Annotated in this window: 18 protein-coding genes; 8 read left to right on the top strand and 10 right to left on the bottom strand. The window is 61.9% G+C overall.

Features of this window, described 5'->3' with window-relative positions:
• Positions 1 to 36: 36 nt before the first annotated feature.
• The 3 genes from edd to zwf form a co-directional block, all read right to left on the bottom strand.
• On the bottom strand, positions 37 to 1,860 hold the full coding sequence (gene edd, locus ACO07C_RS12310; RefSeq protein ID WP_421914434.1) for a phosphogluconate dehydratase: 1,824 nt from the start codon (positions 1,858 to 1,860) through the stop codon (positions 37 to 39).
• Positions 1,861 to 1,933: 73 nt separating this feature from the next.
• On the bottom strand, positions 1,934 to 2,650 hold the full coding sequence (gene pgl / locus ACO07C_RS12305) for a 6-phosphogluconolactonase (protein ID WP_421914433.1): 717 nt from the start codon (positions 2,648 to 2,650) through the stop codon (positions 1,934 to 1,936).
• Positions 2,632 to 4,101, bottom strand: coding sequence for a glucose-6-phosphate dehydrogenase (gene zwf / locus ACO07C_RS12300; protein ID WP_421914432.1), 1,470 nt, complete (start codon positions 4,099 to 4,101; stop codon positions 2,632 to 2,634). The genes pgl and zwf overlap by 19 nt, the downstream gene beginning before the upstream one ends.
• A gap of 315 nt (positions 4,102 to 4,416) precedes the next feature.
• Between zwf and ACO07C_RS12295 the strand changes: the two genes are divergently transcribed.
• Positions 4,417 to 5,163, top strand: coding sequence for an SDR family oxidoreductase (locus ACO07C_RS12295; protein ID WP_421914431.1), 747 nt, complete (start codon positions 4,417 to 4,419; stop codon positions 5,161 to 5,163).
• 151 nt (positions 5,164 to 5,314) lie between these two features.
• Here the strand turns inward: ACO07C_RS12295 and ACO07C_RS12290 are convergent, their stop codons facing one another.
• The 3 genes from ACO07C_RS12290 to ACO07C_RS12280 form a co-directional block, all read right to left on the bottom strand.
• Entirely contained in the window at positions 5,315 to 6,196 is an 882-nt protein-coding gene (locus ACO07C_RS12290; RefSeq protein WP_421914430.1) for an SH3 domain-containing protein, read from the bottom strand.
• Positions 6,197 to 6,385: 189 nt separating this feature from the next.
• Complete coding sequence (locus tag ACO07C_RS12285; protein ID WP_421914429.1) at positions 6,386 to 7,672, bottom strand: NAD(P)/FAD-dependent oxidoreductase; 1,287 nt, start codon at positions 7,670 to 7,672, stop codon at positions 6,386 to 6,388.
• A gap of 150 nt (positions 7,673 to 7,822) precedes the next feature.
• Positions 7,823 to 9,259, bottom strand: a complete 1,437-nt coding sequence (locus ACO07C_RS12280; RefSeq protein ID WP_421914428.1) for a glutamine synthetase family protein — start codon at positions 9,257 to 9,259, stop codon at positions 7,823 to 7,825.
• A gap of 142 nt (positions 9,260 to 9,401) precedes the next feature.
• On the opposite strand from ACO07C_RS12280, the gene ACO07C_RS12275 reads away from it, so the two are divergent.
• On the top strand, positions 9,402 to 10,112 hold the full coding sequence (locus ACO07C_RS12275; RefSeq protein WP_421914427.1) for an HAD family hydrolase: 711 nt from the start codon (positions 9,402 to 9,404) through the stop codon (positions 10,110 to 10,112).
• 30 nt (positions 10,113 to 10,142) lie between these two features.
• Here ACO07C_RS12275 and ACO07C_RS12270 read toward each other — a convergent pair whose 3' ends face one another.
• From ACO07C_RS12270 to aceA, 3 genes are all read right to left on the bottom strand, one after another.
• Positions 10,143 to 10,616: a response regulator gene (locus ACO07C_RS12270; RefSeq protein ID WP_421914426.1), complete on the bottom strand. Its 474-nt coding sequence runs from the start codon at positions 10,614 to 10,616 to the stop codon at positions 10,143 to 10,145.
• Positions 10,617 to 10,833: 217 nt separating this feature from the next.
• Complete coding sequence (locus ACO07C_RS12265; protein ID WP_227348935.1) at positions 10,834 to 11,076, bottom strand: hypothetical protein; 243 nt, start codon at positions 11,074 to 11,076, stop codon at positions 10,834 to 10,836.
• A 56-nt stretch (positions 11,077 to 11,132) separates the two neighbouring features.
• Positions 11,133 to 12,422: an isocitrate lyase gene (gene aceA / locus ACO07C_RS12260; RefSeq protein ID WP_421914425.1), complete on the bottom strand. Its 1,290-nt coding sequence runs from the start codon at positions 12,420 to 12,422 to the stop codon at positions 11,133 to 11,135.
• Positions 12,423 to 12,660: 238 nt separating this feature from the next.
• Between aceA and ACO07C_RS12255 the strand changes: the two genes are divergently transcribed.
• The 6 genes from ACO07C_RS12255 (at position 12,661) to ACO07C_RS12230 (ending at position 19,767) form a co-directional block, all read left to right on the top strand.
• Positions 12,661 to 14,106, top strand: coding sequence for a helix-turn-helix domain-containing protein (locus ACO07C_RS12255; protein ID WP_421914424.1), 1,446 nt, complete (start codon positions 12,661 to 12,663; stop codon positions 14,104 to 14,106).
• Between the two features lie 152 nt (positions 14,107 to 14,258).
• Positions 14,259 to 15,212 (top strand): DMT family transporter, encoded by a 954-nt coding sequence (locus tag ACO07C_RS12250; protein WP_421914423.1) that lies wholly within the window; start codon positions 14,259 to 14,261, stop codon positions 15,210 to 15,212.
• Positions 15,213 to 15,562: 350 nt separating this feature from the next.
• Positions 15,563 to 16,660, top strand: a complete 1,098-nt coding sequence (locus ACO07C_RS12245; protein WP_421914422.1) for a polyamine ABC transporter substrate-binding protein — start codon at positions 15,563 to 15,565, stop codon at positions 16,658 to 16,660.
• Between the two features lie 174 nt (positions 16,661 to 16,834).
• Complete coding sequence (locus ACO07C_RS12240) at positions 16,835 to 17,974, top strand: ABC transporter ATP-binding protein (protein WP_421914421.1); 1,140 nt, start codon at positions 16,835 to 16,837, stop codon at positions 17,972 to 17,974.
• Between the two features lie 9 nt (positions 17,975 to 17,983).
• Positions 17,984 to 18,952, top strand: coding sequence for an ABC transporter permease subunit (locus tag ACO07C_RS12235; RefSeq protein WP_421914420.1), 969 nt, complete (start codon positions 17,984 to 17,986; stop codon positions 18,950 to 18,952).
• Positions 18,949 to 19,767 carry an ABC transporter permease gene (locus ACO07C_RS12230; protein ID WP_421914419.1) on the top strand — a complete coding sequence of 273 codons (819 nt, stop codon included), beginning with the start codon at positions 18,949 to 18,951 and terminating at the stop codon, positions 19,765 to 19,767. Before ACO07C_RS12235 ends, ACO07C_RS12230 begins: the two co-directional genes overlap by 4 nt.
• A gap of 38 nt (positions 19,768 to 19,805) precedes the next feature.
• Here ACO07C_RS12230 and ACO07C_RS12225 read toward each other — a convergent pair whose 3' ends face one another.
• Positions 19,806 to 21,686 carry an AsmA family protein gene (locus ACO07C_RS12225; RefSeq protein ID WP_421914418.1) on the bottom strand — a complete coding sequence of 627 codons (1,881 nt, stop codon included), beginning with the start codon at positions 21,684 to 21,686 and terminating at the stop codon, positions 19,806 to 19,808.
• Positions 21,687 to 21,842 lie beyond the last annotated feature (156 nt).

The raw sequence follows: 21,842 nt of genomic DNA, 5'->3' as shown, positions 1-21,842 counted from the left end.
GCCTTGAGCCACCCTTCTTCACGCGAACCGACGCTGTCAGGGCGTGCCGAATGCACTGGCGCCATGGTCGGCGCGGCCCACCAGCTGCCGGAAACCAGCGAACAATTCGCGGCCAAAACCGAACTCGTTGCCGATGAGATCGGCATCCGCCGTTCGGCGCAGCGCGAACTCCGGCGCCGGCACCAGCACCTCGAGCGTACCGGCATCGGCATCCAGCCGGATGATATCGCCGTCATGGAGCCTGGAGATCGGTCCTTCCTCGACTGCTTCCGGCGTGACGTGGATGGCCGCCGGCACCTTGCCGGAAGCGCCTGACATGCGTCCGTCCGTCACCAGTGCGACCCGCTGGCCGCGGTCCTGCAGGATGCCGAGCACGGTGGTCAGCTTGTGCAATTCCGGCATACCGTTGGCCTTCGGCCCCTGGAAGCGGATGACGGCGATGAAGTCGCCGGTCAGCGAGCCTGCCTTGAAGGCATCGTTCAGACCCTGCTGACTGTCGAAGACCCTTGCCGGCGCCTCGATGATACGCCGCTCCGGCTTCACGGCGGACGTTTTGATCACTGCGTGTCCGAGATTGCCCGAGAGCACCTTCAAGCCGCCGGTTGCCTGGAACGCCTTGCTGAATGGCGCCAGAACCTTTTCGTCGCCGCTCTCGCGCGGCGCGGCCTGGCGCGCCACGCTGCCGTCGTCGCCCAGTCTGGCCTCGACCGCGTAAGGCCGCAGGCCTTCGCCCCACACCGTCTGCACATCCTCGTGCAGGACACCTTCGTCGAGCAGCTCGCGGATCAGGAAGCCAAGCCCGCCCGCGGCGTGGAAATGGTTCACGTCGGCAAGGCCGTTGGGATAGACCCGCGCCAGCAGCGGCACCGCTTCCGAGAGGTCGGATATGTCCTGCCAGGTGATGGCAATGCCGGCCGCCGCCGCCATGGCGATCAGGTGGATGGTGTGGTTTGTCGAGCCTCCGGTGGCGTGCAGGCCGACCACGCCATTGACGATCGAGCGTTCGTCGATCATTCGCCCGACCGGCGTGTAGGCATTGCCGAGCGCGGTGATCGCCAGCGCACGCTTGGTCGCCTCACGGGTCAGCGCGTCGCGCAACGGCGTGCCGGGGTTGACGAAGGATGCGCCCGGCGTGTGCAGGCCCATGATCTCCATCAGCATCTGGTTGGAGTTCGCCGTGCCGTAGAAGGTGCAGGTGCCCGGTCCGTGATAGGACTTGGACTCGGCCTCGAGCAGCTCTGCCCGTCCCACCTTGCCTTCGGCGTAGAGCTGCCGGACCCTGGCTTTTTCATCATTGGGCAGGCCGGTGGTCATCGGTCCGGCCGGAACGAAGACCGCCGGCAGATGGCCGAAGGTCAGAGCCGCGATCACCAGTCCCGGCACGATCTTGTCGCAGACGCCGAGATAGACGGCCGCGTCGAACATGTTGTGCGAGAGGCCGATTGCCGCCGCCATGGCGATGACATCGCGCGAAAACAGCGAAAGCTCCATGCCGGTCTGGCCCTGGGTGACGCCGTCGCACATGGCGGGCACGCCGCCGGCCACCTGCGCGATGCCGCCTGCTTCACGCGCGGCGTCCTTGATCAGTGCCGGATACGTCTCGAAGGGCTGATGCGCCGACAGCATGTCATTGTAGGAGGTGATGATGCCAAGGTTCGGCACCTTGTCACCACCCAGCGCCACCTTTTCGGATGGGCTGCAGACGGCGAAGCCATGGGCGAGGTTGCCACAGGACAGCACGCTTCGGTTGGCGGAACGGTTGGAAGCCTCGGCGATGCGGCCGAGATAAGCCTCCCTGCCAGGTTTCGAACGCTGGCGGATGCGCTCGGTGATGGCTTCGATGTCGCGTCTTGCGGTCATTGCGGTCGGTCCTTTCAGGCGAGGTCCCGGAAAACATCCTCCCGCCGTTGCCGGGACCACTGTAAACTTCAAATCAGGGCGCCCAGAAAACCTCTACGGGCCTCGGCGCGGCGTCGAGCACGGCACGGATCGGCTTGCGGGGGCCAGGAGCGACCGCAGCGTCGAAGGCGGATCGCTTGTCCTCGCCCTCTATGTGCAACGCGATGAAATCGGCATCGATGATCCGCGCCAGTGAGAGCGTGAGCCGGGGCTCGCCGGCGCTCGCCGCGTGAACCGGCAGGACGATCCTGTCCGAGGATGGATCCAGCAAGACCGGCAGGTCGTCGGCATCGGGAAAGAACGAGGCGGTATGGCCGTCGCCGCCCATGCCGAGGATGACGACGTCTAGCGGCCAGGGAAGCGCCTGTAGCGCCGCATTGTCGGAAGCCGCCGCATCCTCGATGCTTGTGGCCTCTTGATACAGCGGCACGAAACGTGCCGCCTTGGCCGCGTTCCGCAGCAGATTGGCGGCCACAAGTCCCGCGTTTGAGCGCGGTGATGAGGCGGGCACGAAACGCTCGTCGACCAGCGTGATCGTCACCTTGTCCCAGGCGATTGGGTTCGTTGAAAGCACGGCAAAGAGCCTCGCCGGCGTGGTGCCGCCTGACACGGCAAGCAGCGCCGTGCCGCGTTTGGCGATCGCCTTTGTCAACTGGCTGGCTATCCGGTCGGCCAGGGCCGAAGCCAGTTCCTCGCGCCCGAAGAAGGCGTGCCAGTCGTAAGCGGCCGTGTTCAATTGCTCTCGTGCCATGTCCGCCCGTCTCGTTCGATCAGCGCGATGGAGGCCGATGGTCCCCATGTGCCCGCCGTATAGCCTTGCGCCTCCTGCCGGGCACTTTCCCAGGCGTTCTGGATCGGGTCGATCCATTTCCAGGCGGCCTCGACCTCGTCACGGCGCATGAACAGCGTCTGGTTGCCACGGATAACATCCATGATCAGCCGCTCATAGGCGTCGGGTGCGCGGCCATCGAAGGACTGCGCGAAACTCATGTCGAGGGGGATCTGGCGCAGTCGCATGCCGCCCGGCCCCGGATCCTTGATCATGATGAACTGCTTGACGCCCTCATCGGGCTGCAGCCGGATGACCAACTGGTTGGCGAAGATCGGTCCGGCGGTGTCGCCGAAGATCGAGTGCGGGATCGGCTTGAACTCGATGGCGATTTCCGAAACCCTGGTCGCCAGCCTTTTGCCGGTTCGGAGATAGAATGGAACGCCGGCCCAGCGCCAGTTGCCGATCTCCGCCTTGATGGCGACGAAAGTTTCGGTGTTGCTGTCGTGGCCGAGTTCCTCGACATAGCCCTTCACCGGCCCGCCGGCCGAGGCGCCGGCGCGGTATTGCCCGCGCACCGTATGCTTGGGTGCTTCATTGCCGTTGATGCGCTTGAGGGCTCTGAGCACCTTCAGTTTCTCGTCGCGCACGGCATCGGCGTCCATCGAAGACGGCGCTTCCATCGCGACTAGGCAGAGCAGCTGCAGGATATGGTTCTGTACCATGTCGCGTAGCGCGCCGGCCTTGTCGTAGTAGGTGACGCGATCCTCCAGCCCGACCGTCTCGGCCACGGTGATCTGTACGTGGTCGATATGGGCCGAGTTCCAAAGCGGCTCGTAAAGCGCGTTGGCAAAGCGCAGCGCCATCAGGTTCTGCACCGTTTCCTTGCCGAGATAGTGGTCGATGCGGAAAATCTGGCTTTCGTGGAAATCGTCGCCGACCAGATCGTTTAGCGTGCGCGCCGAAGCAAGGTCGCGGCCGATCGGCTTTTCCAGCACGATGCGCGAATTCGGCGTGATCAGCTTGTTTTCCTTGAGCTTGTGCGAGATGTCGCCGAACAGCGACGGCGACACCGCCAGGTAAAAGGCGCGGATGGCATTGCTGTCGCCGATCGCCTTCTTCAGCTTGTCGAAACCCGCGCCAGTGGTCGCGTCGGCCGAGACGTAGGAAAGGCGGGCAAGGAATGTCTTCAATTCCTTGGCATCGATATCGGCCGGCTTCACGTGGTCGGAAATCGCCTGCTTGGCAAAGGCCCGGAATTCCTCATCGGTCATTTTCGAACGTGACGTGCCGATGATGCGTGTTGGCTCGGAAAACTGGTGATCGCGCTGCCGGTGGTAGAGCGACGGCAGAAGCTTGCGTTCCGACAGGTCGCCGGTTCCGCCGAAAATGATGAAGTCGAACGGGTCGACGGGAATGATCTGGCTGGTCATGGTCTGTCCGCTTTGACGCCGGTCGCTTTGACGCGGCTGATATAATCTAATCGATTTAAATTTTCCAGTGCCATGGTGTCACATACAGCACCAATCGCCGGGGATTGATTGGGTCCACATGTGCCCTTGACACCAACGCTACCCGGAGGCTTGTCGGCAAGCGATGACTCCCGGACGCCTTCGCAATTGCAGCATAGAACGCGAATGTGACGAAAGCTAAGGGAGAAATCGGCGCCATGTATGTAACTGCTTGAGCCACGGCGGCCGGCAGCATGCCTCGTGGCTGAAGGATGGATCTGGAAGGGCGGACAAATCATGCGTCTTGAAAACAAGGTCGCCATCATCACTGGCGCTGCATCGGGCTTCGGCGAAGGCATGGCCAGGCGCTTCGCGGAAGAGGGGGCGCGCGTCGTTGTCGCCGACCTCAATGCCAAGGGCGCCGAGCGCGTCGCCAAAGATATCGGCGAGGCGGCGATCTGGACGCAGACGGACGTCTCGCTGCGCTCGGAATTCGACGAGATGGTCTACGCCGCGAAAAGCGCCTTCGGCCGTATCGACATCATGGTCAACAATGCGGGCTATACCCATCGCAATGGCGATATGCTTGGGGTCGACGAGGAGACTTTCGACCTGATCACCGCCGTCAACATGAAGGCGATCTATCATGCCGCTCTTGCGGTGGTGCCGGTCATGGAGCGGCAGGGTGGCGGCGTCATCCTGACCACGGCGTCTACTGCTGGCATCAGGCCCCGACCTGGCCTCACCTGGTACAATGCCTCCAAAGGCTGGGCAATCACCGCCACCAAATCGATGGCGGTGGAACTGGCGCCGAAGAACATCCGCGTCAACTGCCTTTGCCCGGTCGCCGGCGAAACCGGCATGCTGGAGAAATTCATGGGCGCGGACACGCCGGAAACCCGCGACAGGTTCCGCGCATCGATACCGCTTGGCCGGCTTTCGACACCGCTGGATATCGCCAATGCAGCGCTATGGCTTGCATCGGATGAAGCGGCGTTCATCACCGGCGTCGCGCTGGAGGTCGATGGCGGCCGCTGCATCTGAGCGGCGGGCCGAACTGGAAGCCCGAGGATAATCCTGGGCTCGTGTGCCGCATCCGACCGGTTGAGACCAGCGAAACTGGCCTGGGAGCATCGCCAGTCGTAGGCGTGTCCCGACAACGGCTGCTTTGGTGGCTCTACTGCCGGGCGCCGTCTCAGGCGCCGGGTTTGATATAGCTCTTGTAGACCCAGCCGTGCTTGCCGTTATAGACGATTTCGCACCACTGCTTGCAACTCACCAACTGCACCGATGTCTTGGCGGGAACGGTCGTGATGGCGGCGGCATTTGTCTTCGGACCGCTTCGCATGGTGACCGGCCTCAGTATGCGTCCAGTGCCGACAGCAGCTGCCTTGTGTGGCTTGGCCTGGCTGTCGGTGTCTCCGGTGGCCGCGGGCTGTGGCGGTACCACCGGCTGTACTTCGGGAATGGCCGCTGTCTGCGCGCCATCGGCCGAGTCGCTGGTGTCGGCATTGTCGGGCGCCGCGACCTTGGCAAGTTCCGTGGACGCATTCGTTCCGGCGGGCGGTTCGGCGAACGCCGCGGCGGCAGCTGGTTTGTCGGCCGCCTGGGCAGTTGGACTTGGCTGTGGGGCGGGCGACGTATCAGTGGTGCCGGAGGGCGGCTTCGAGCCTGATCCGGTCCAGCGCGGATCGTTGGATGCCAGCGTCGTGATCACAGCCTTGGAAGCTGCCGCCGTTGCCGCCGCCGGTGAAACCTTGTCTGCCTTGCGATTCGCCTGCGGCAATGTCGCCGCCGCGATCGTGGTCGCGACGGGGATCGTGGCAACTTTCATCGTCTTCACCGGAACAGTCGGGACGGTCTGCTCCGCACTCGCAATTGCCTGGCGCTCATTGGCCGGCAATGCCAGCCATAGCGCCACGGCCGCGACACCGAGAAGCGCCGCGGTGCCGACCACGGCGATCACAAGATGCGAGTTGGACTGGATTCCCTGCCAGAACGAGGGTCGCGTGTCATAGCCGAACTGCATGGCAAAGCGCCGCCGTTCCGGCGTGCCGAAACTGAATGGCTCTTTCACTCTTGCCACCTCCATATGCGGGCCGATGTTCTTTCGATCAAACGCCGGAAGCCCGGCGTCCGATCGGCATCGGTCCCAAACTTAAAGCGGGCAGGCCCGCGGAAATCCCCGTTAATCACCCACGGTCGGCATCATTTGCCGCTGATTGTGGCATCAGTGCGCCCTTGTTAAGAGTTTTGCAATGTATCGCTAAATCCTGTCCCTCAAGGCAAACCAGTTCAGGGCGAGGAAAAGCAGCGGGGCGCGGAAGCGGCGTCCACCGGGAAAGGGAGGTATATTCAGATCCTCGATCATCTTCAGTCTATCCCGGTTGCCGGCAACGGTTTCGGCGTAGAGCTTGCCGAAAAAGTTCGAAAGCATCACGCCGTGGCCGGAATAGCCGCCGACAGAGATCACATTGGGCATGACCTCGCGCACGAACGGCTTTCTCGGCATGGTGATCCCGACATAGCCGCCCCAGCCATGCGTGATCTCCACGTCCTTCAACGCGGGATAAAGTTCGGCGATCTGCCGGCGGATATGGATGTGGATATCCTTGGGGTCATTGACCGCATAGACCTCGCGCCCGCCAAACAGCAGCCGTCCATCCATCGATCTGCGAAAGTACCGGACGACGAAACGCGAGTCATCGACTGATTCGCCGCCTGGCAGCACGCTGGAACCGGCGCCGAGTGGCACCGTCGCGCCGATGAAGGAACCTATCGGCATGATGTGCGCCGCACTCACCGGCTCGAGCGTGCCGCCATAGGCATTGACCGCGATAAGACACTTGTCGGCGGTGACCGTGCCGCTGGGGGTGGTGACCCTGACCTTACCGCCGCTTGAGGTGATGCCGGTCGACGATGTCTGTTCGAACAGTTGTGCGCCTGCCTGGGCCGCCACCCGTGCGGTGCCGATCAGCAGTTTCAGCGGGTGGATATGGCCAGTGCCGGCATCGCGCGTGCCGCCGAAATATCGTGTCGAGCCCAGCCGTTCGGCGGTCTCTTTGGCGTCCATGAAGGAGATATGCGGGTAACCGAAGCGCCCGGCCATGATCTCGGCATGCGCCTTGTAGTCGTCGACATAGCGCGGCTTGTGCGCCACCGAGAGCTGGCCCGGCATATAATCGATATCGATCTGATGGGCGGCGGCGAATTCAAGGAGATGGGCCTTTGCCTCCTCGGCAAGGTCGAACAGTGCCTTGGCGCGCGAAAAACCATATTCCGCCTCCATCTCTTCCGCCCAAGCACGCTGGCCGGTGCCGAGTTGGCCGCCATTGCGACCGGATGCGCCGTCGCCGAAGCGATACGCCTCGACCAGCACGACATTGGTGCCTGCCTTGGCCAGGTGAGCCGCCGCCGACAGCCCTGTAAAGCCGCCGCCGATGATGACGACGTCGCACCTCCGGTCGCCGTCGAGCGAGGGGTATTCCGGCCGTGGACCAGCCGTGTCCTCATACCAGGACCGGCCGGGTGAAATCGGGGATTGGTAGGGCATGATGCGGCGAAGACTCAGGGAATTGGGGGGAATAGGCAGTAAGGGATTAGGCAGTAGGCAGTAGTAAATTGTAGGTAGTAATTTTTAGGCAGTAGGCATTCTATCGGCTATTCAATATTGCCTATTGCCTATTGCCTACTGCCTGTTGCTCTAAACATTCAGCAGCAGATATTCCCGCTCCCACGGGCTGATCACTTCCATGAAGGTCTCGAACTCCGCCCGCTTGATCGCCGCATAGGTGGCGGCGAAGGATTTGCCCAGCAGTGCGCAGAGTTCTTCATCACCCTCGAACAGGTCGACGGCTTCGAGCAGGCCGCGCGGCAAGTCGATTTCATCCGCGTTCGCGGTGGTCAGGACGGGAGCCTCGGCCTTGATCTTGTTGGTGATGCCGATCAGCCCGCAGGCGAGCGAGCCGGCGAGCGCCAGATAGGGATTTGCGTCTGACGAAGGGATACGGTTTTCGACACGCCGCGCCGCGGGATCGGAACGGGGAACGCGGAAGGCCGTGGTGCGGTTGTCATAGCCCCATTTGTTGTTGACCGGGGCGGAGGCCGCCTGGGTCAGCCGGCGGTAGGAATTGACATAGGGCGCGAACATCACCAGCGCGTTTGGCACGTGCTTCTGCATACCGCCGATGAAGTGGAAGAAATCGTCGGTTTCCGAGCCGTCCTCGGCCGAGAAAATGTTCTTGCCGGTCTTCTTGTCGATGATCGACTGGTGGATGTGCATGGCGGAACCAGGCTGTCCCTGGATCGGCTTGGCCATGAAGGTGGCGTAGATCTCGTGCTTCAGCGCGGCTTCGCGAATCGTACGCTTGAACATGAAGACCTGGTCGGCAAGCTCGATCGGGTCGCCGTGGCGCAGATTGATCTCGAGCTGGCCGGCGCCCTCTTCATGGATCAGCGTATCGATCTCTAGCCCCTGGCTCTCGGAGAAATGATAGATGTCATCGATCAGTTCGTCGAACTCGTTGACGCCGGCGATCGAATAGCCGGCGCCGCCGCCGATCGCTCGTCCCGAACGTCCGACGGGCGGGGTCAGCGGATAGTCAGGATCGGGATTCTTGCGGACCAAGTAGAATTCGATCTCGGGCGCCACGACGGGTTTGAGGCCGAGCCTGTCATAGGCTGCCACTACGCGCTTCAGGACATTGCGCGGCGTGAACTCGACCGAGCGGCCGTCCTGATGGACGAGATCGCAGATCACCGCCGCCGTCGGATCCTCTTCCCACGGCACGACGGTCAGCGTCGAGAGATCCGGCATCAGCTTGAGATCGCCGTCGTCCTCCGGATAGTGGAAGCCGTTGCCGTCTTCCGGGTAGCCGCCGGATATCGTCGTCATGAACACCGCCGAGGGAAGCGCCAGCGAGGTGTTGGAGGTGAATTTCTTCGACGGCATCATCTTGCCGCGGGCGACGCCTGCCTGGTCAGGCGTAATGCACTCTATGTCCTCGATGCCGCGCCATTCCAGCCACTCGCTGACTTCCTTCCAGTTCTTCACCCCACGATGGTTCTTCACGAAGGCAGGTGTGCGGGCGCGTCCTCCGCGGCTCGACGGACGGACTTCCTTTTTTGCAGGCGGCATCATTCACCAGGTTTGATTACGGATGCCAGAGTATAGCCGTGCCCCACGATGGAAGGGAAGGGGAGCCGGTCGCCTTTGCCGACATGATTGAAAATTGCGTCAATCAGCCTAGTTTGACGTCCCAAACATCAACCGCAGTGACCGAATGCAGTCCGAACTGACGACGATCGGCTTCGATGCCGACGATACGCTTTGGCAGAACGAACAATTCTTCCGCATGACCGAGAAGCGATTTGTCGCCATGCTCGTTGACCATGGCGAGGAAACGCACATCTCGGCGCGATTGCTGGATGCCGAGAGACGCAACCTTGCCGTCTACGGCTTCGGCATCAAGGGATTTACGCTGTCGATGATCGAAACGGCCATCGAGGTCACCGAAGGTCGTGTTCCAGCCTCGGTTATAGCCGAAATTCTCGCCGCTGGCCGCGAGATGCTAAACCATCCAATCGAAGCGCTGCCTCATGCGCGTGAAACCGTGGAGGCGCTTGCTGGCGCCTATCGGCTGGTGCTGATCACCAAGGGCGATCTCTTCGATCAGGAGCGAAAACTGGCCCAGTCGGGCCTCGGAGACCTGTTCGATGCCGTGGAGATCGTCAGCGACAAGAGCGCGGCCACCTATGCCCGCATCTTCAGCCGCCACGGCGATGGTCCTGAAAAAAGCATGATGGTCGGAAACTCACTCAAGTCCGACGTGGTTCCTGCCATCGAGGCCGGCGGTTGGGGCATCCATGTACCGCATGAACTGACCTGGGTTCTCGAGCATGTCGAGCCCCCCGTGGGAGCATCCCGCTTCCGCCAGATAGCCGATCTCGGGGAACTGCCCGGCTTGATAGAAAGCATCACGAAAAGCGGCTGACGGTGCCCCGGTCGGCGTCGATCGGCTGTATCAGTCCACAGCCTGGTTGCGCCGGAGCCCGATCAGTCGGTCGATCACCGGTTGCAGGCGTTCGGGCGTAATTGGCTTGGCAACCACCGCATCGACGATGCTCGACAGGCCGAGGCTCTCCGGCGTGCCATTCTTGGTGGAAAGCAGGATCACGGGGGGGCGTGATTTCCCCGAGGCCCGCCGCAGCGCATCAATGCCCGATATCAGGCTGTCGCAGTCCTTGTTGTCGGGCCCCCCATCGAGGACAACGGCGCCGGGAATGAGGGACCGCAACGCCCTTGCCGCCGTCTCAGGCGATTCCGAGATCGGCCTGAGACCGCACAGTTCGACGATCTTTGAAACGACCACGCGGTTGATCGGCGATTTCCCCACAACCAGAACATGTGACAAGTCCGTGGATATCTCGGCGTCCGTGTTTCGAGTCACCAGGTTCAGGTGTCTTGTGATTTCGTTGTCGCGATTCACTGGGCACATGGGCGGGCGGGCCGTTTGCTCTATTTCAATGCAGAGTTGAAATCAGAGGGACTATTGGCTTGAGATCGCGAGCCAAGTCAAGATGAAATGAAGCGTATCGAAGGCGCTGTTTAAGCCAAGGAAGTTAGTATTTGCTTCTGTACTGTTGTGTCTGCAAAAACAAAATTCACCTGCGCAGAGATTGCGCAGGTGAATGTTGGATCTGAGGGCTGTTCGATCAGTCGTGGCGCTGTTGCGTGACGATCACCGGTATCAGCAGATCACCCCAGTTGCCGTCGCCGCCATGATGTCTCGCGGAGCGCACAAGCTCCACCGAGACACCTGCCTCGACCGCCTTCATAACAGACTGGTTGAGCCTGTGCAGGTCGTTCGCCAGCATGCGTATTGTCGCCTGCTGGTCGACGCTCATGGTGGTCGCCTGTTCTTCTGCTCGTTCCTTGACGCGGCTGATCGATGCCATTGCTCTTCTCCTCGGATTTCCATGCCCCTTCGGGCGTTTCCTCTGTGTCTGGTCAGCTATTCCGCTGCCGGTTTGAACTGGGCGTGCTCGGTCGATTCATGCATGGCGGTGGTCGAAGACCGGCCGCCGGTGATCGCCATCGACACCGCGTCGAAATAGCCGGTGCCGACCTCGCGCTGGTGCTTGGTGGCGGTATATCCATGGGCTTCCGCCGCGAATTCTGCTTCCTGCAGTTCGGAGTAGGCAGACATCTGCCGTGCCTTGTAGCCACGAGCGAGTTCGAACATGCCGAAATTGAGCTGGTGGAACCCGGCCAGCGTGATGAACTGGAACTTGTATCCCATCGCGCCCAACTCCCGCTGGAACTTGGCGATCGTCGCGTCGTCGAGGTTCTTCTTCCAGTTGAACGAGGGCGAGCAATTGTAGGCCAGCAGCTTGCCTGGATGATGCTTGCGCACGCCTTCGGCGAATTTTTTTGCCTGCGCCAGATCGGGCTTCGAGGTTTCGCACCAGATCAGATCAGCGTGTGGGGCATAGGCAATGGCACGCGCGATGCATGGCTCGATGCCGTTCCTGACTTGGTAGAAGCCTTCCACCGTGCGCCCAGCGTCATAGTCGACGAAAGGCTGGTCGCGCTCGTCGATGTCGGAGGTCAGCAGTTTCGCGGCCTCCGCATCGGTGCGCGCCACGACCAAGGTCGGCGTGCCCATCACGTCTGCCGCAAGCCGCGCGGCGTTGAGATTGCGTATGTGCGCCGCGGTCGGGATCAGCACCTTGCCGCCGAGATGGCCGCACTTCTTCTCCGACGCCAGCTGGTCCTCGTAGTGGACGCCGGCCGCACCCGCCTCGATGAAGGCCTTCATGATCTCGAAGGCGTTCAGCGGTCCGCCGAAGCCGGCTTCCGCATCGGCGACGATCGGTGCGAACCATGTGTCGACCGACAGGCCGTTGCCTTCCGACGTCTCGATCTGGTCGGCGCGCTGCAGCGTGCGGTTGATGCGCTTGACCAGTTCGGGCGCTGCGTTGGCAGGATAAAGCGACTGGTCCGGATACATGGCCGAGGCCGTGTTGGCATCGGCGGCGACCTGCCAGCCGGAAAGGTAGATCGCCTTCAGCCCCGCGCGGACCTGCTGCATCGCCTGATTGCCGGACATGGCGCCGAGCGCGTTGACGAAATCCTCCTCGTGAATGAGCTTCCAGAGCCGGTTCGCTCCCATCTCGGCGAGGCTTTGCCGGATCTGCACCGAACCGCGCAGCCGCTTCACGTCTTCGGGCGAATACGGTCGTTCGATGCCGTCGAAGCGGCCTTCCGGTGCCGAGGGAACAAGGTTGTAAAAATCAGTCATGGGTCACTCCGAAGATTCTGCGATCTGCCTCGGGCTGCGGTCAAATGTGCTGCCTCCGTGTGACTGAGTTTACATTGCAGCGCGAAATGAGCGAGAGAAAACCAGGAATTTCGCGAAAAATAAGAGAAAACCTGTGTTGTGTTTGACAGGTGAAAGCTGTAAATTTGTCATACTTGTAAAAGATGATGTTACGGATATCACACGCGAATGTCTGTAAATTCCTGTCAACGGCGAATCGATGGCTGACCAGAAGATCTTTGCCGGTCCACGGATCCGGCGCGTTCGCAACGCCAAGGGGCTGACCCAGACGGCGATGGCCGAGGGGCTTGGCATTTCGCCGTCCTATCTGAACCTCATCGAGCGTAACCAGCGGCCGCTGACGGTGCAACTGATCCTGAAGCTGGCGTCCGTGTACAAGGTCGATCCTCACGAATTGCAGGGCGAGGCGCGAGGATCGATCGCGGCTCTGAAAGAGGTCTTCACCGATCCGCTGCTGGTTGGCGAACTTCCCGGCGACCAGGAACTGATCGAGATTGCCGAGGCCGCGCCCAATGCATCGGCCGCCGTGATAAAGCTGTTCCGGGCCTATCGCGAGCAGGCTGAACGTCTTTCCGATCTCAATGAACTCCTTGCGCGCGAGGGCAGGGCGACAGCACTTTCAGGCGCGCGCCTGCCGATCGACGAGGTGCATGAGGTCTTCCAGCGCCGTCCCAACCATTTTGCCGCTCTCGAGGAAGAGGCCGAGGCGTTCACGTCGGTTCTCGATCCCGGCGACGACCTGTTCGGTGCGCTGAAGGCCTGGCTGAAGCGTGAATATGGCATCGTGGTCAAGGTGCTGCCGGTCGCCACCATGCCCAACTGGCGTCGCCGCTACGACCGCCATTCGCAACGCCTGTTCCTGTCCGAGCGCCTCTCGCCTTTCGACCAGTTGCGCGAAGTCGCGATGGAGGCTTGCCTGATCCGCATGACGGTCGCCGTCGCTGGCGAGATCCAGGCGCTCAAGCTGACCACCGACGAGGCCCGCCGACTGGCCCGTTTCGAACTCGGCCGCTACGTGGCTCACGCGCTGATGATGCCCTACCAGGCCTTCCACGCCGCTGCCATGCGGGCGCGTTACGATGTCGACGTGCTACGCTCGCGCTTCGGGGTTTCCTTCGAGCAGGCTGCGAACAGGCTGACGATGTTGCAGCGCTCCGGCGCTTCCGCGGTGCCGTTCTTCATGCTTGAGGTTGACAATGCCGGCAACCGCTTTCGAAAGGCGGGCAGCCAGGGATTCCCGCAGAGCCGTTTTGGCGGTGGTTGCCCGAAACTTCCCGTGCATGCCGCTTTCTCGCAGCCCGGCCAGATCTTCGTCGAGGCGGTGGAAATGCCGGACGGGGCGGAGTTCCTCTGCATCGCCCGTACGCTCGAAGGGCCTCAGGGCTCGTTTTCGGAACGTCCGCGCCGCACCGCGCTGTTGTTGGGTTGCGACATCGGTTTCCACGACGAGATCGTCTATGGCGCCGCATTGCCCGGCGCGGTTGGCGGCGCGGCCAAGGCCGGCGCTGTAATGGCCACGCCGGTCGGGCCAGCCTGCCGGCTCTGCGAACGCATCGGTTGCCTGGCGCGGGCGGAGCCCCCGGTGACGAGACCGCTTGGCCTGGACGAGATGGTGACGGGCCTGAGCGCGTTCGACTTCCAGTGATGCAGATACGGACGTCGGCGCGGTGGACTTTGCCACAACCATCGCATTTGGCTGGATCACGCCTGGGCGCTGGCTTTGCGTTACGCGAATAGGGCAGGTTTTTGTCGTCCGTTGCGCATCGTAGCGTTCCGAATACGTCGACAGTCGTGCCCATGACCGACACAGCATCACCGCCGATTGCCGTCTTGCCGATTGTTTCACGGCGGGAAGAGCGTGCCGGATACCTGCTGGTGTTTCTGTCCGCGCTGATGTGGAGCTTCGGCGGAACCTTTGCCCGTTTCATACATGCAGATGACAGCTGGACAGTGGTGTTCTGGCGCTCGGTCTGGGCGGCTGCGTTTCTTCTAGGCTTCATGGCATGGCGGGACGGCTGGCGAGGCACCCTGAAGTTGTTCCGCGACATGGGTCTGCCTGGCCTTGCCGTGGCGATCTGCTTTGCCGTCGCATCGACCTGTTTCGTCGTGGCGTTGTCCTACACCACTGTCGCCAACATCCTGCTGATGCAGGCCGGCGTGCCGCTGCTGGCCGCGCTGTTCGCCTGGGCGCTGTTTCGCGAAAGGGTGTCGGTGACGACATGGGTGGCAATTGCCGCCGTCATTGCCGGCGTCGCCATCATGGTGTCGGAATCCCTTGATGGCGCCGTGTCTCCCATCGGCGACGGGCTGGCGCTGCTCATCGCAGTCATGTTTTCGATCGCCACCGTCATCACGCGGCGCTTTGCCCATGTGCGCATGACGCCGGCCACATGTCTTGGCACGATCCTGGCCGCCGCCTTCGCGGCGTCGCAGGCGTCGACCTTTGCCGTTTCAGGCCACGACATGGGCTTTCTGTTTGCCTTCGGCGTCATCAATCTCGGGCTCGGCCTTGCCTTCTTCGCCACCGGTGCGCGGTTGATCCCGGCGGCCATCGCCGCGTTGCTCGGCACCTTCGAGCCGATCCTTGGGCCGATCTGGGTCTGGCTCATCCATTCCGAGGTGCCGTCGGGACGCACCATCGTCGGCGGTGCCGTCGTGGTCACTGCGTTGCTCGTCCATATCGGGCTCGAATTCAAGCGCCAGGCGCGACCGGTAAGGCCGGGTGTCACCGGCCTGCCTTCTCCCAATTGATGTAATTGATGCAACCCACGGCTTTGCCATTGACAACGTCGCTATCGGGCGGGCAGGCTGACAATACGGCAACAACAAGACAGGCGTATCTTGCCAAGTCTCCCCGCTGGCCCGTTTGAGACCGGTTCACATCGTTGTATTTGTGTCCGCGCAGTGGCGAAAGCTTCTGACGGCAACGGAACGCCATCCAACTCACGATATAGAGCTCCTGCCGGACTTGCTTTGGACTGCCATAATACTGGCGGTTCGCGCTTGTCGCCCTCGGGAGAGCTCAATAGTCTGAACCAAATGTCCGGCAGCGCTCCTGCGGCGACAAGCCGGCGAAGGAACACTCACCAAAGGAGAATAGCATGATCCGCAAAGCGCTCTGGCTTTCGGCAACCTCGGTATTCCTGGCGCTTTTCACGCCGGGAAGCCACGCGGAAGATCGCGTCGTGAATGTATACAATTGGTCGGATTATATCGACCCGACGATCATCGACGACTTCACCAAGAAGACCGGCATCAAGGTCGTCTACGACACGTTCGATTCCAACGAGATCCTGGAGACCAAGCTGCTTGCCGGCGGCAGCGGCTACGACGTCGTCGTACCGTCAGCCAATTTCCTTGCGCGTCAGATCCAGGCCAAGGTCTTCCAGAAACTCGACAAGTCGAAGCTGCCGAACATTTCCAACATGTGGGACGTCATCACGGATCGGACCAGCAAATACGATCCTGGCAACGAATACTCGGTCAACTACATGTGGGGCACGGTCGGCATCGGGTACAACATCAAGAAGGTGCAGGCGGCACTCGGCACCGACAAGATCGACAGCTGGGACGTCTTCTTTAATCCGGAAAAGCTGGCCAAGGTGAAGGACTGCGGTGTCTATGTGCTGGACTCGCCAGCCGACATCATTCCGGCGGCGCTGAAATATCTCGGCCTTGATCCGAACAGCACCTCGCCGGACGATATCGCCAAGGCCGAAGAGGCCCTGCTGAAGGTCAGGCCCTATATCCGCAAGTTCCATTCGTCCGAATACATCAATGCTCTCGCCAATGGCGACATCTGCCTGGCGGTCGGCTGGTCGGGCGACGTATTCCAGGCCCGCAACCGAGCCGTCGACGCCAAGCAGGGCGTCGAGATCGGCTATTCGGTGCCCAAGGAAGGCGCTCAGATGTGGTTCGATCAGATGGCAATCCCCGCCGACGCGCCGCATGTCGCCGAGGCGCATGAATTCCTCAACTACATGATGACGCCGGAAGTGATCGCGAAATCGTCGAACGTCGTGCTTTATGCCAACGGCAACAAGGCGTCGCAGCAGTTCGTCGACAAGACCCTCCTTGACGATCCGTCGGTCTATCCCGACGCGGAGACGGTGAAGAAGCTCTATACCGTAGCGCCCTATGATCCCAAGACCCAGCGCATCGTTACGCGCAGCTGGACCAAGATAGTCACGGGCCAATAACAGTCTCGAACAGGTCCCGGCGGTCCAACTGCCGGGACCTGGCATCGTCAAGGCGTGATCCGGAAAAGTTGGGGACCGGCTCTCCGAAAGGAGCCATGCCCGAAACAAGACAGCCACAGGTCGGTTCAACCAGGTTGAACGGCTATTGGGCAAAGCAGCAGGACGGAGTGGGACATGAAATCGCTTGGCAGCATCCGCAGAGATTTCGCGCCGTGGACCGACCCTAATGCCAAGCCGTACATTCAATTCGACAACGTCACCAAGAAGTTCGGCGACTTCACGGCGGTCAACAACCTCTCGCTGACCATATTCGAGCGCGAGTTCTTCGCGTTGCTCGGCGCGTCCGGTTGCGGAAAATCGACGCTGCTGAGAATGCTCGCCGGCTTCGAGGAGCCGACCGCCGGCCGCATCCTGCTCGACGGCCAGGACCTGCGTGGCATCCCGCCTTACCGGCGGCCGGTCAACATGATGTTCCAGTCCTACGCCCTGTTCCCGCACATGACGGTCGAGAACAACATTGCCTTCGGCCTGAAGCAGGACGGCATGCCGAAGCCCGAAATCGCGGCGCGTGTCGCCGAGATGCTGAAGCTGGTCAAGCTCGAACAGTTCGCCAAGCGCAAGCCGCACCAGCTGTCCGGTGGCCAGCGCCAGCGCGTTGCGCTGGCACGCTCGGTCGCCAAGCGGCCCAAAGTGCTTTTGCTCGACGAGCCGCTTGGCGCCCTCGACAAGAAGCTTCGCGAGGAGACCCAATTCGAACTGATGGACATGCAGCAGACGCTGGGGCTGACATTCGTCGTCGTAACCCACGACCAGGAAGAGGCCATGACCATGGCCGACCGCATCGCCATTCTCGAAAAGGGCGAGGTGATGCAGGTTGCGACGCCCGCGGAGGTGTACGAGGCGCCCAGTTCTCGCTTTGTCGCCGGCTTCGTCGGCAATGTGAACATGTTCGAGGGCAAGATCGCGCGTGGCGACGACGGCGGGGCAAGCATCGATGCCGGCAACGGCATCACGATCCGCACGGAAAACGCCGGCAACGCCGCACCCGGAGCCGCGGTGACCTTCGCTATCAGGCCGGAGAAGATCAAGGTTTCATCGAAGAGGCCCGCTGAAACCGTCAACGCCATCGAGGGCGAGGTCTACGACATCGCCTATCTCGGCGACATGACCGTCTATCACGTCAAGCTGGACGATGGGCAGGTCGTTCGGGCCAGCTCCATGAACGCATCCCGTGTCACCGAGGATCCGCTGAACTGGAGCGACCGCGCCTGGGTGTCGTTCCGGCCGGATGCCGGCGTTGTGCTGACAAGGTAGGGGGCGGTCATGTCGAACGTCGCCATCGCCGATGCGGCCGCTCCGTCGGGCGCATCAAAGTCGGTCTTGACCCGGCTGGGTGCCGGATTCATTAGCCGGCTGGTCATCATCATTCCCTATGTCTGGCTGCTCTTCTTCTTTCTCATTCCCTTCATTATCGTCTTCAAGATATCGCTGTCGCAGACAGCGATCGCCATGCCGCCTTACACCCCGACGCTCGACTTCAGCGACGGCATTTCCGGGTTCTTCGCGCGGTTCGGCGGGCTCAATTTCGACAACTACGTCTGGCTGACGCAGGATGCCCTCTACTTCAACGCCTATGTTTCCAGCGTGGTCATCGCCGGCATATCGACCATCCTGACGCTGCTGGTCGGCTACCCGATCGCCTATGGCATGGCGCGCGCGCCGGCCTCGATCCGCCCGACATTGCTGATGCTGGTCATCTTGCCGTTCTGGACGTCGTTCCTGATCCGCGTCTACGCCTGGATCGGCATTCTCAAGCCGGAGGGGCTGCTCAATCAGCTTCTCTTGTCGCTGCATGTCATCAGCGAACCGCTTGTCATCCTCAACACCTACACGGCCATCTTCATCGGTATCGTCTACTCCTACCTGCCCTTCATGGTGCTGCCACTCTATTCGTCGCTGGAGAAGATGGATTACTCGCTGATCGAGGCTGCAAAGGATTTGGGCTGTCCGCCGACATCGGCCTTCTGGAAGATTACCTTCCCCCTGTCGCTGCCCGGCGTCATCGCCGGCTGCCTTCTGGTCTTCATCCCCGCCGTCGGTGAGTTCGTCATTCCCGATCTGCTCGGCGGATCGCAGACGCTGATGATCGGCAAGACGTTGTGGAACGAGTTCTTCGCCAACCGCGACTGGCCCGTTTCATCCGCCGTCGCCGTGATCCTGCTCCTGCTCTTGACCGTGCCGATCATGATCTTCCAGCAGGCCCAGGCGCGCGCCCAGGAGCAGGACAAATGAACACGACCTGGAGCCGCTTCAACATCACCTCGATCGTATTGGGCTTTGCCTTTCTCTATCTGCCGATCGTGCTGCTCGTCGTCTTCTCCTTCAACGAGTCGAAGCTGGTCACCGTCTGGGGTGGTTTCTCGACCAAATGGTACGTGTCGCTGTTCCACAATCAGGGCCTCATGGACGCCGCCTGGGTGACGGCGCGCGTCGGCGTCATCTCGGCCACGGTGGCGACCGTGCTTGGCACGCTGGCGGCACTGACCTTGACGCGTTACACGCGCTTCAAGGGCAGGGTGCTGTTTTCCGGTATGGTCTTTGCACCGCTTGTCATGCCGGAAGTCATCACCGGTCTGTCGCTGCTCTTGCTGTTCGTCGCCGTCGGCCTCGATCGCGGCTTCCTCACCGTCACGCTCGCGCACATCACCTTCACCATGTGCTTCGTGGCGGTCGTCGTCCAATCGCGGCTGGTCAGCTTCGACCGCTCGCTGGAAGAGGCGGCGATGGATCTCGGTGCGCCGCCGGTAAAGACCTTCTTCCAGATCACGCTGCCGGTCATCCTGCCGGCAATCGTGTCAGGCTGGATGCTGGCCTTCACATTGTCGCTCGACGATCTGGTCATCGCCAGCTTCACCTCCGGACCCGGCGCCACCACGCTGCCGATGAAGATCTACAGCCAGGTGCGCCTCGGTGTCACACCGGAGATCAACGCCGCCTGCACCATCCTGATCGCCGTCGTCGCGATCGGCGTCATCATCGCATCGCTCGCCAACAAGCGCCGCGAGGTCCAGCGTCAGCGCGACGAGCAGGCCGCACAGCGCGGGTGACCTGCGGGGCGGAGGCGGGGGCGTCGAAAGAAGGCGGCCTATTCGCCGGAAATGCCGCGGCTGATGGGCGAGATGAACGGCGCGGTCCACGTCCCGCCGACAAAGAAGGAAGATTGGCTGGGAGGCGGAGGATTGTTGGCCTGGCTGTTGGCCGGCTGATTATTGGCGGGTGGCGCCGGTTTGTCCGGTTGGATCACGCCGCCCGACAGAGCCAGTCCGCGCCCCGCATAGGATGCAATGCCTGAAAGCCAGATCTTGTACTTGGCCGAATTGACTTCGGCCTTGTCGATCCTGGCGACGCCTTTGGAAATGCTGGCCTTCAGCTCCGCTCCGTCGATAGGCAGCGTTCCGTCCGAAACGTCGTCCAGTGCGAAGAACCCGCCCTGTTCGGTGTGCTTGAGGAAAGCCGGCAGATTGAGCTTGCTCAGCGCGCCAGGACCGAAGGTCGCCGAGACAGAGCCGTCCGCGTTCTCGAATATGGAGTTCCAGGTCCGGCCGGGTCCCTTGAGGATGAGCGACACGGTGCCGGTGCCAATCGGAACCAGCTGCGTCATGCCGGCAGCGGTGCCGAAAGCGCCGCCATCGATATCGGAGGCCAGGAGACGTATCTCGACCTGCGTTCCCTCCGGCTTGCGGTCGAAACGAAGGCTGCTCTGGACGTTGCCGCCGAAGGCGGAAGCATCTGAAATATCGAAGACAGCCAGGCCGTTCTTGACCTGGGCATTGGCGGCGACGTCGGCAAGCTGGATCGCGCCCGCCGTGGCATGTGCCGCCGATAGCCTGAGGTCGAGGTTGATGCGGTCGGCGAAACTTGTATCGACTTCGCTGGGGCTGGCTCCGTCAACGGGCGCCAAGGGCGTGAATGCCGATAGGAACGACCACAGGTCGAGTGTGTCGAAAGCAAGCGTACCGGAGATCAACGGCCGCGATTCGCCGAAGGAGAAGTCCAGCGCGCCCATTCCGGGATTGTTGTCGAGTGCGATCGCCGTGTTTTCGAACTTGACGCGCCCGGCGGTCGCGGTGACCTTGCTGGAAACGGAGACGGAGCCGATGGCCGCTCCAGGCGCTATTCCTGCCTGCGTCCATTCGAGCAGGCGCCTGAGCGAGGGCGCTGAAAACTTGGCCTGGCCATCAAAATAGGCGTTGTCCGACATGCTGGCCGTGCCATCGAAGGAGAAGGTGGCAGGCGCGGCCTTGAAGGATAGCGTCAGGGGTGCGGCACCGCCCGCAAACAGCACCAGTGGCTTCTGCGAAGCGACATCCAGGGCGACACTTTCACCTCGCCATATGCCGGTGGCCGACAGCGACGCGTTGCTGTTCAGTGCGGCCCAGCTCGCCTGTCCTGTCAGGCTGCTCAAGACTTCGACGTCCTTGCCGCCGATCGAAGCCACCATGCGCCCGTCCCTGAACTCGATGGTGCCGAACGGATCCGATGGCAGCTTGCTCAGGTCAGGCTTGGCCGGGTCGGCATTGAGCACGCCCCGCGCCGTGTCGACAGACCGGGCTATCCGTCCGCCGGAAGGCACGGCAGGCAGGAACAGGCCGTTTTTCGTGCGCTGAACCCTGATTGTCGGCCGCACCAGCCGTGCCGTCGAGAACACCACGTCGCCGCGCAGCGCCGACATTGCGGAAAGGTCGACCTCGACACGCTCGGCTTCGATCACCGGCGGCGCGTCGGCATCCGTCCATTGCGACAATGTCACATCGGTAAGGATGGCGCGGAATGTCGGCCAGACCTCGATGCGAGGCGAACCTTCAATGGTGACCCGGAACCCGCTCCACGCGCTCATTTCCCAGGCGATACGGTCGCGCACGATGCGTGTCGATGCGATAAGCGGCAGGGTCGCGACCACCAGTACGGCGACGATCACGGCAGCGCCGATCGCCCATATTCCGCGCCGGATCAAAGAGGATGGCATCTCGCCCTGTATGCTTTCATTCCGACAAATCGCCTGACGGGTGTAACTCACGGCTGACGCATTTCAAGTCTTTATGGCCCGGCGATGGCATTTGCGCACAGCCCAGGCGGGGTGCCGAACAAAATCTTGCTCTGCTGCGTTGCAATATGCATAAGC

It is taken from the genome of Mesorhizobium sp., assembly GCF_965229135.1.
Taxonomy (GTDB): domain Bacteria; phylum Pseudomonadota; class Alphaproteobacteria; order Rhizobiales; family Rhizobiaceae; genus Mesorhizobium.
This window is presented reverse-complemented; position numbering and strand designations above follow the sequence as displayed.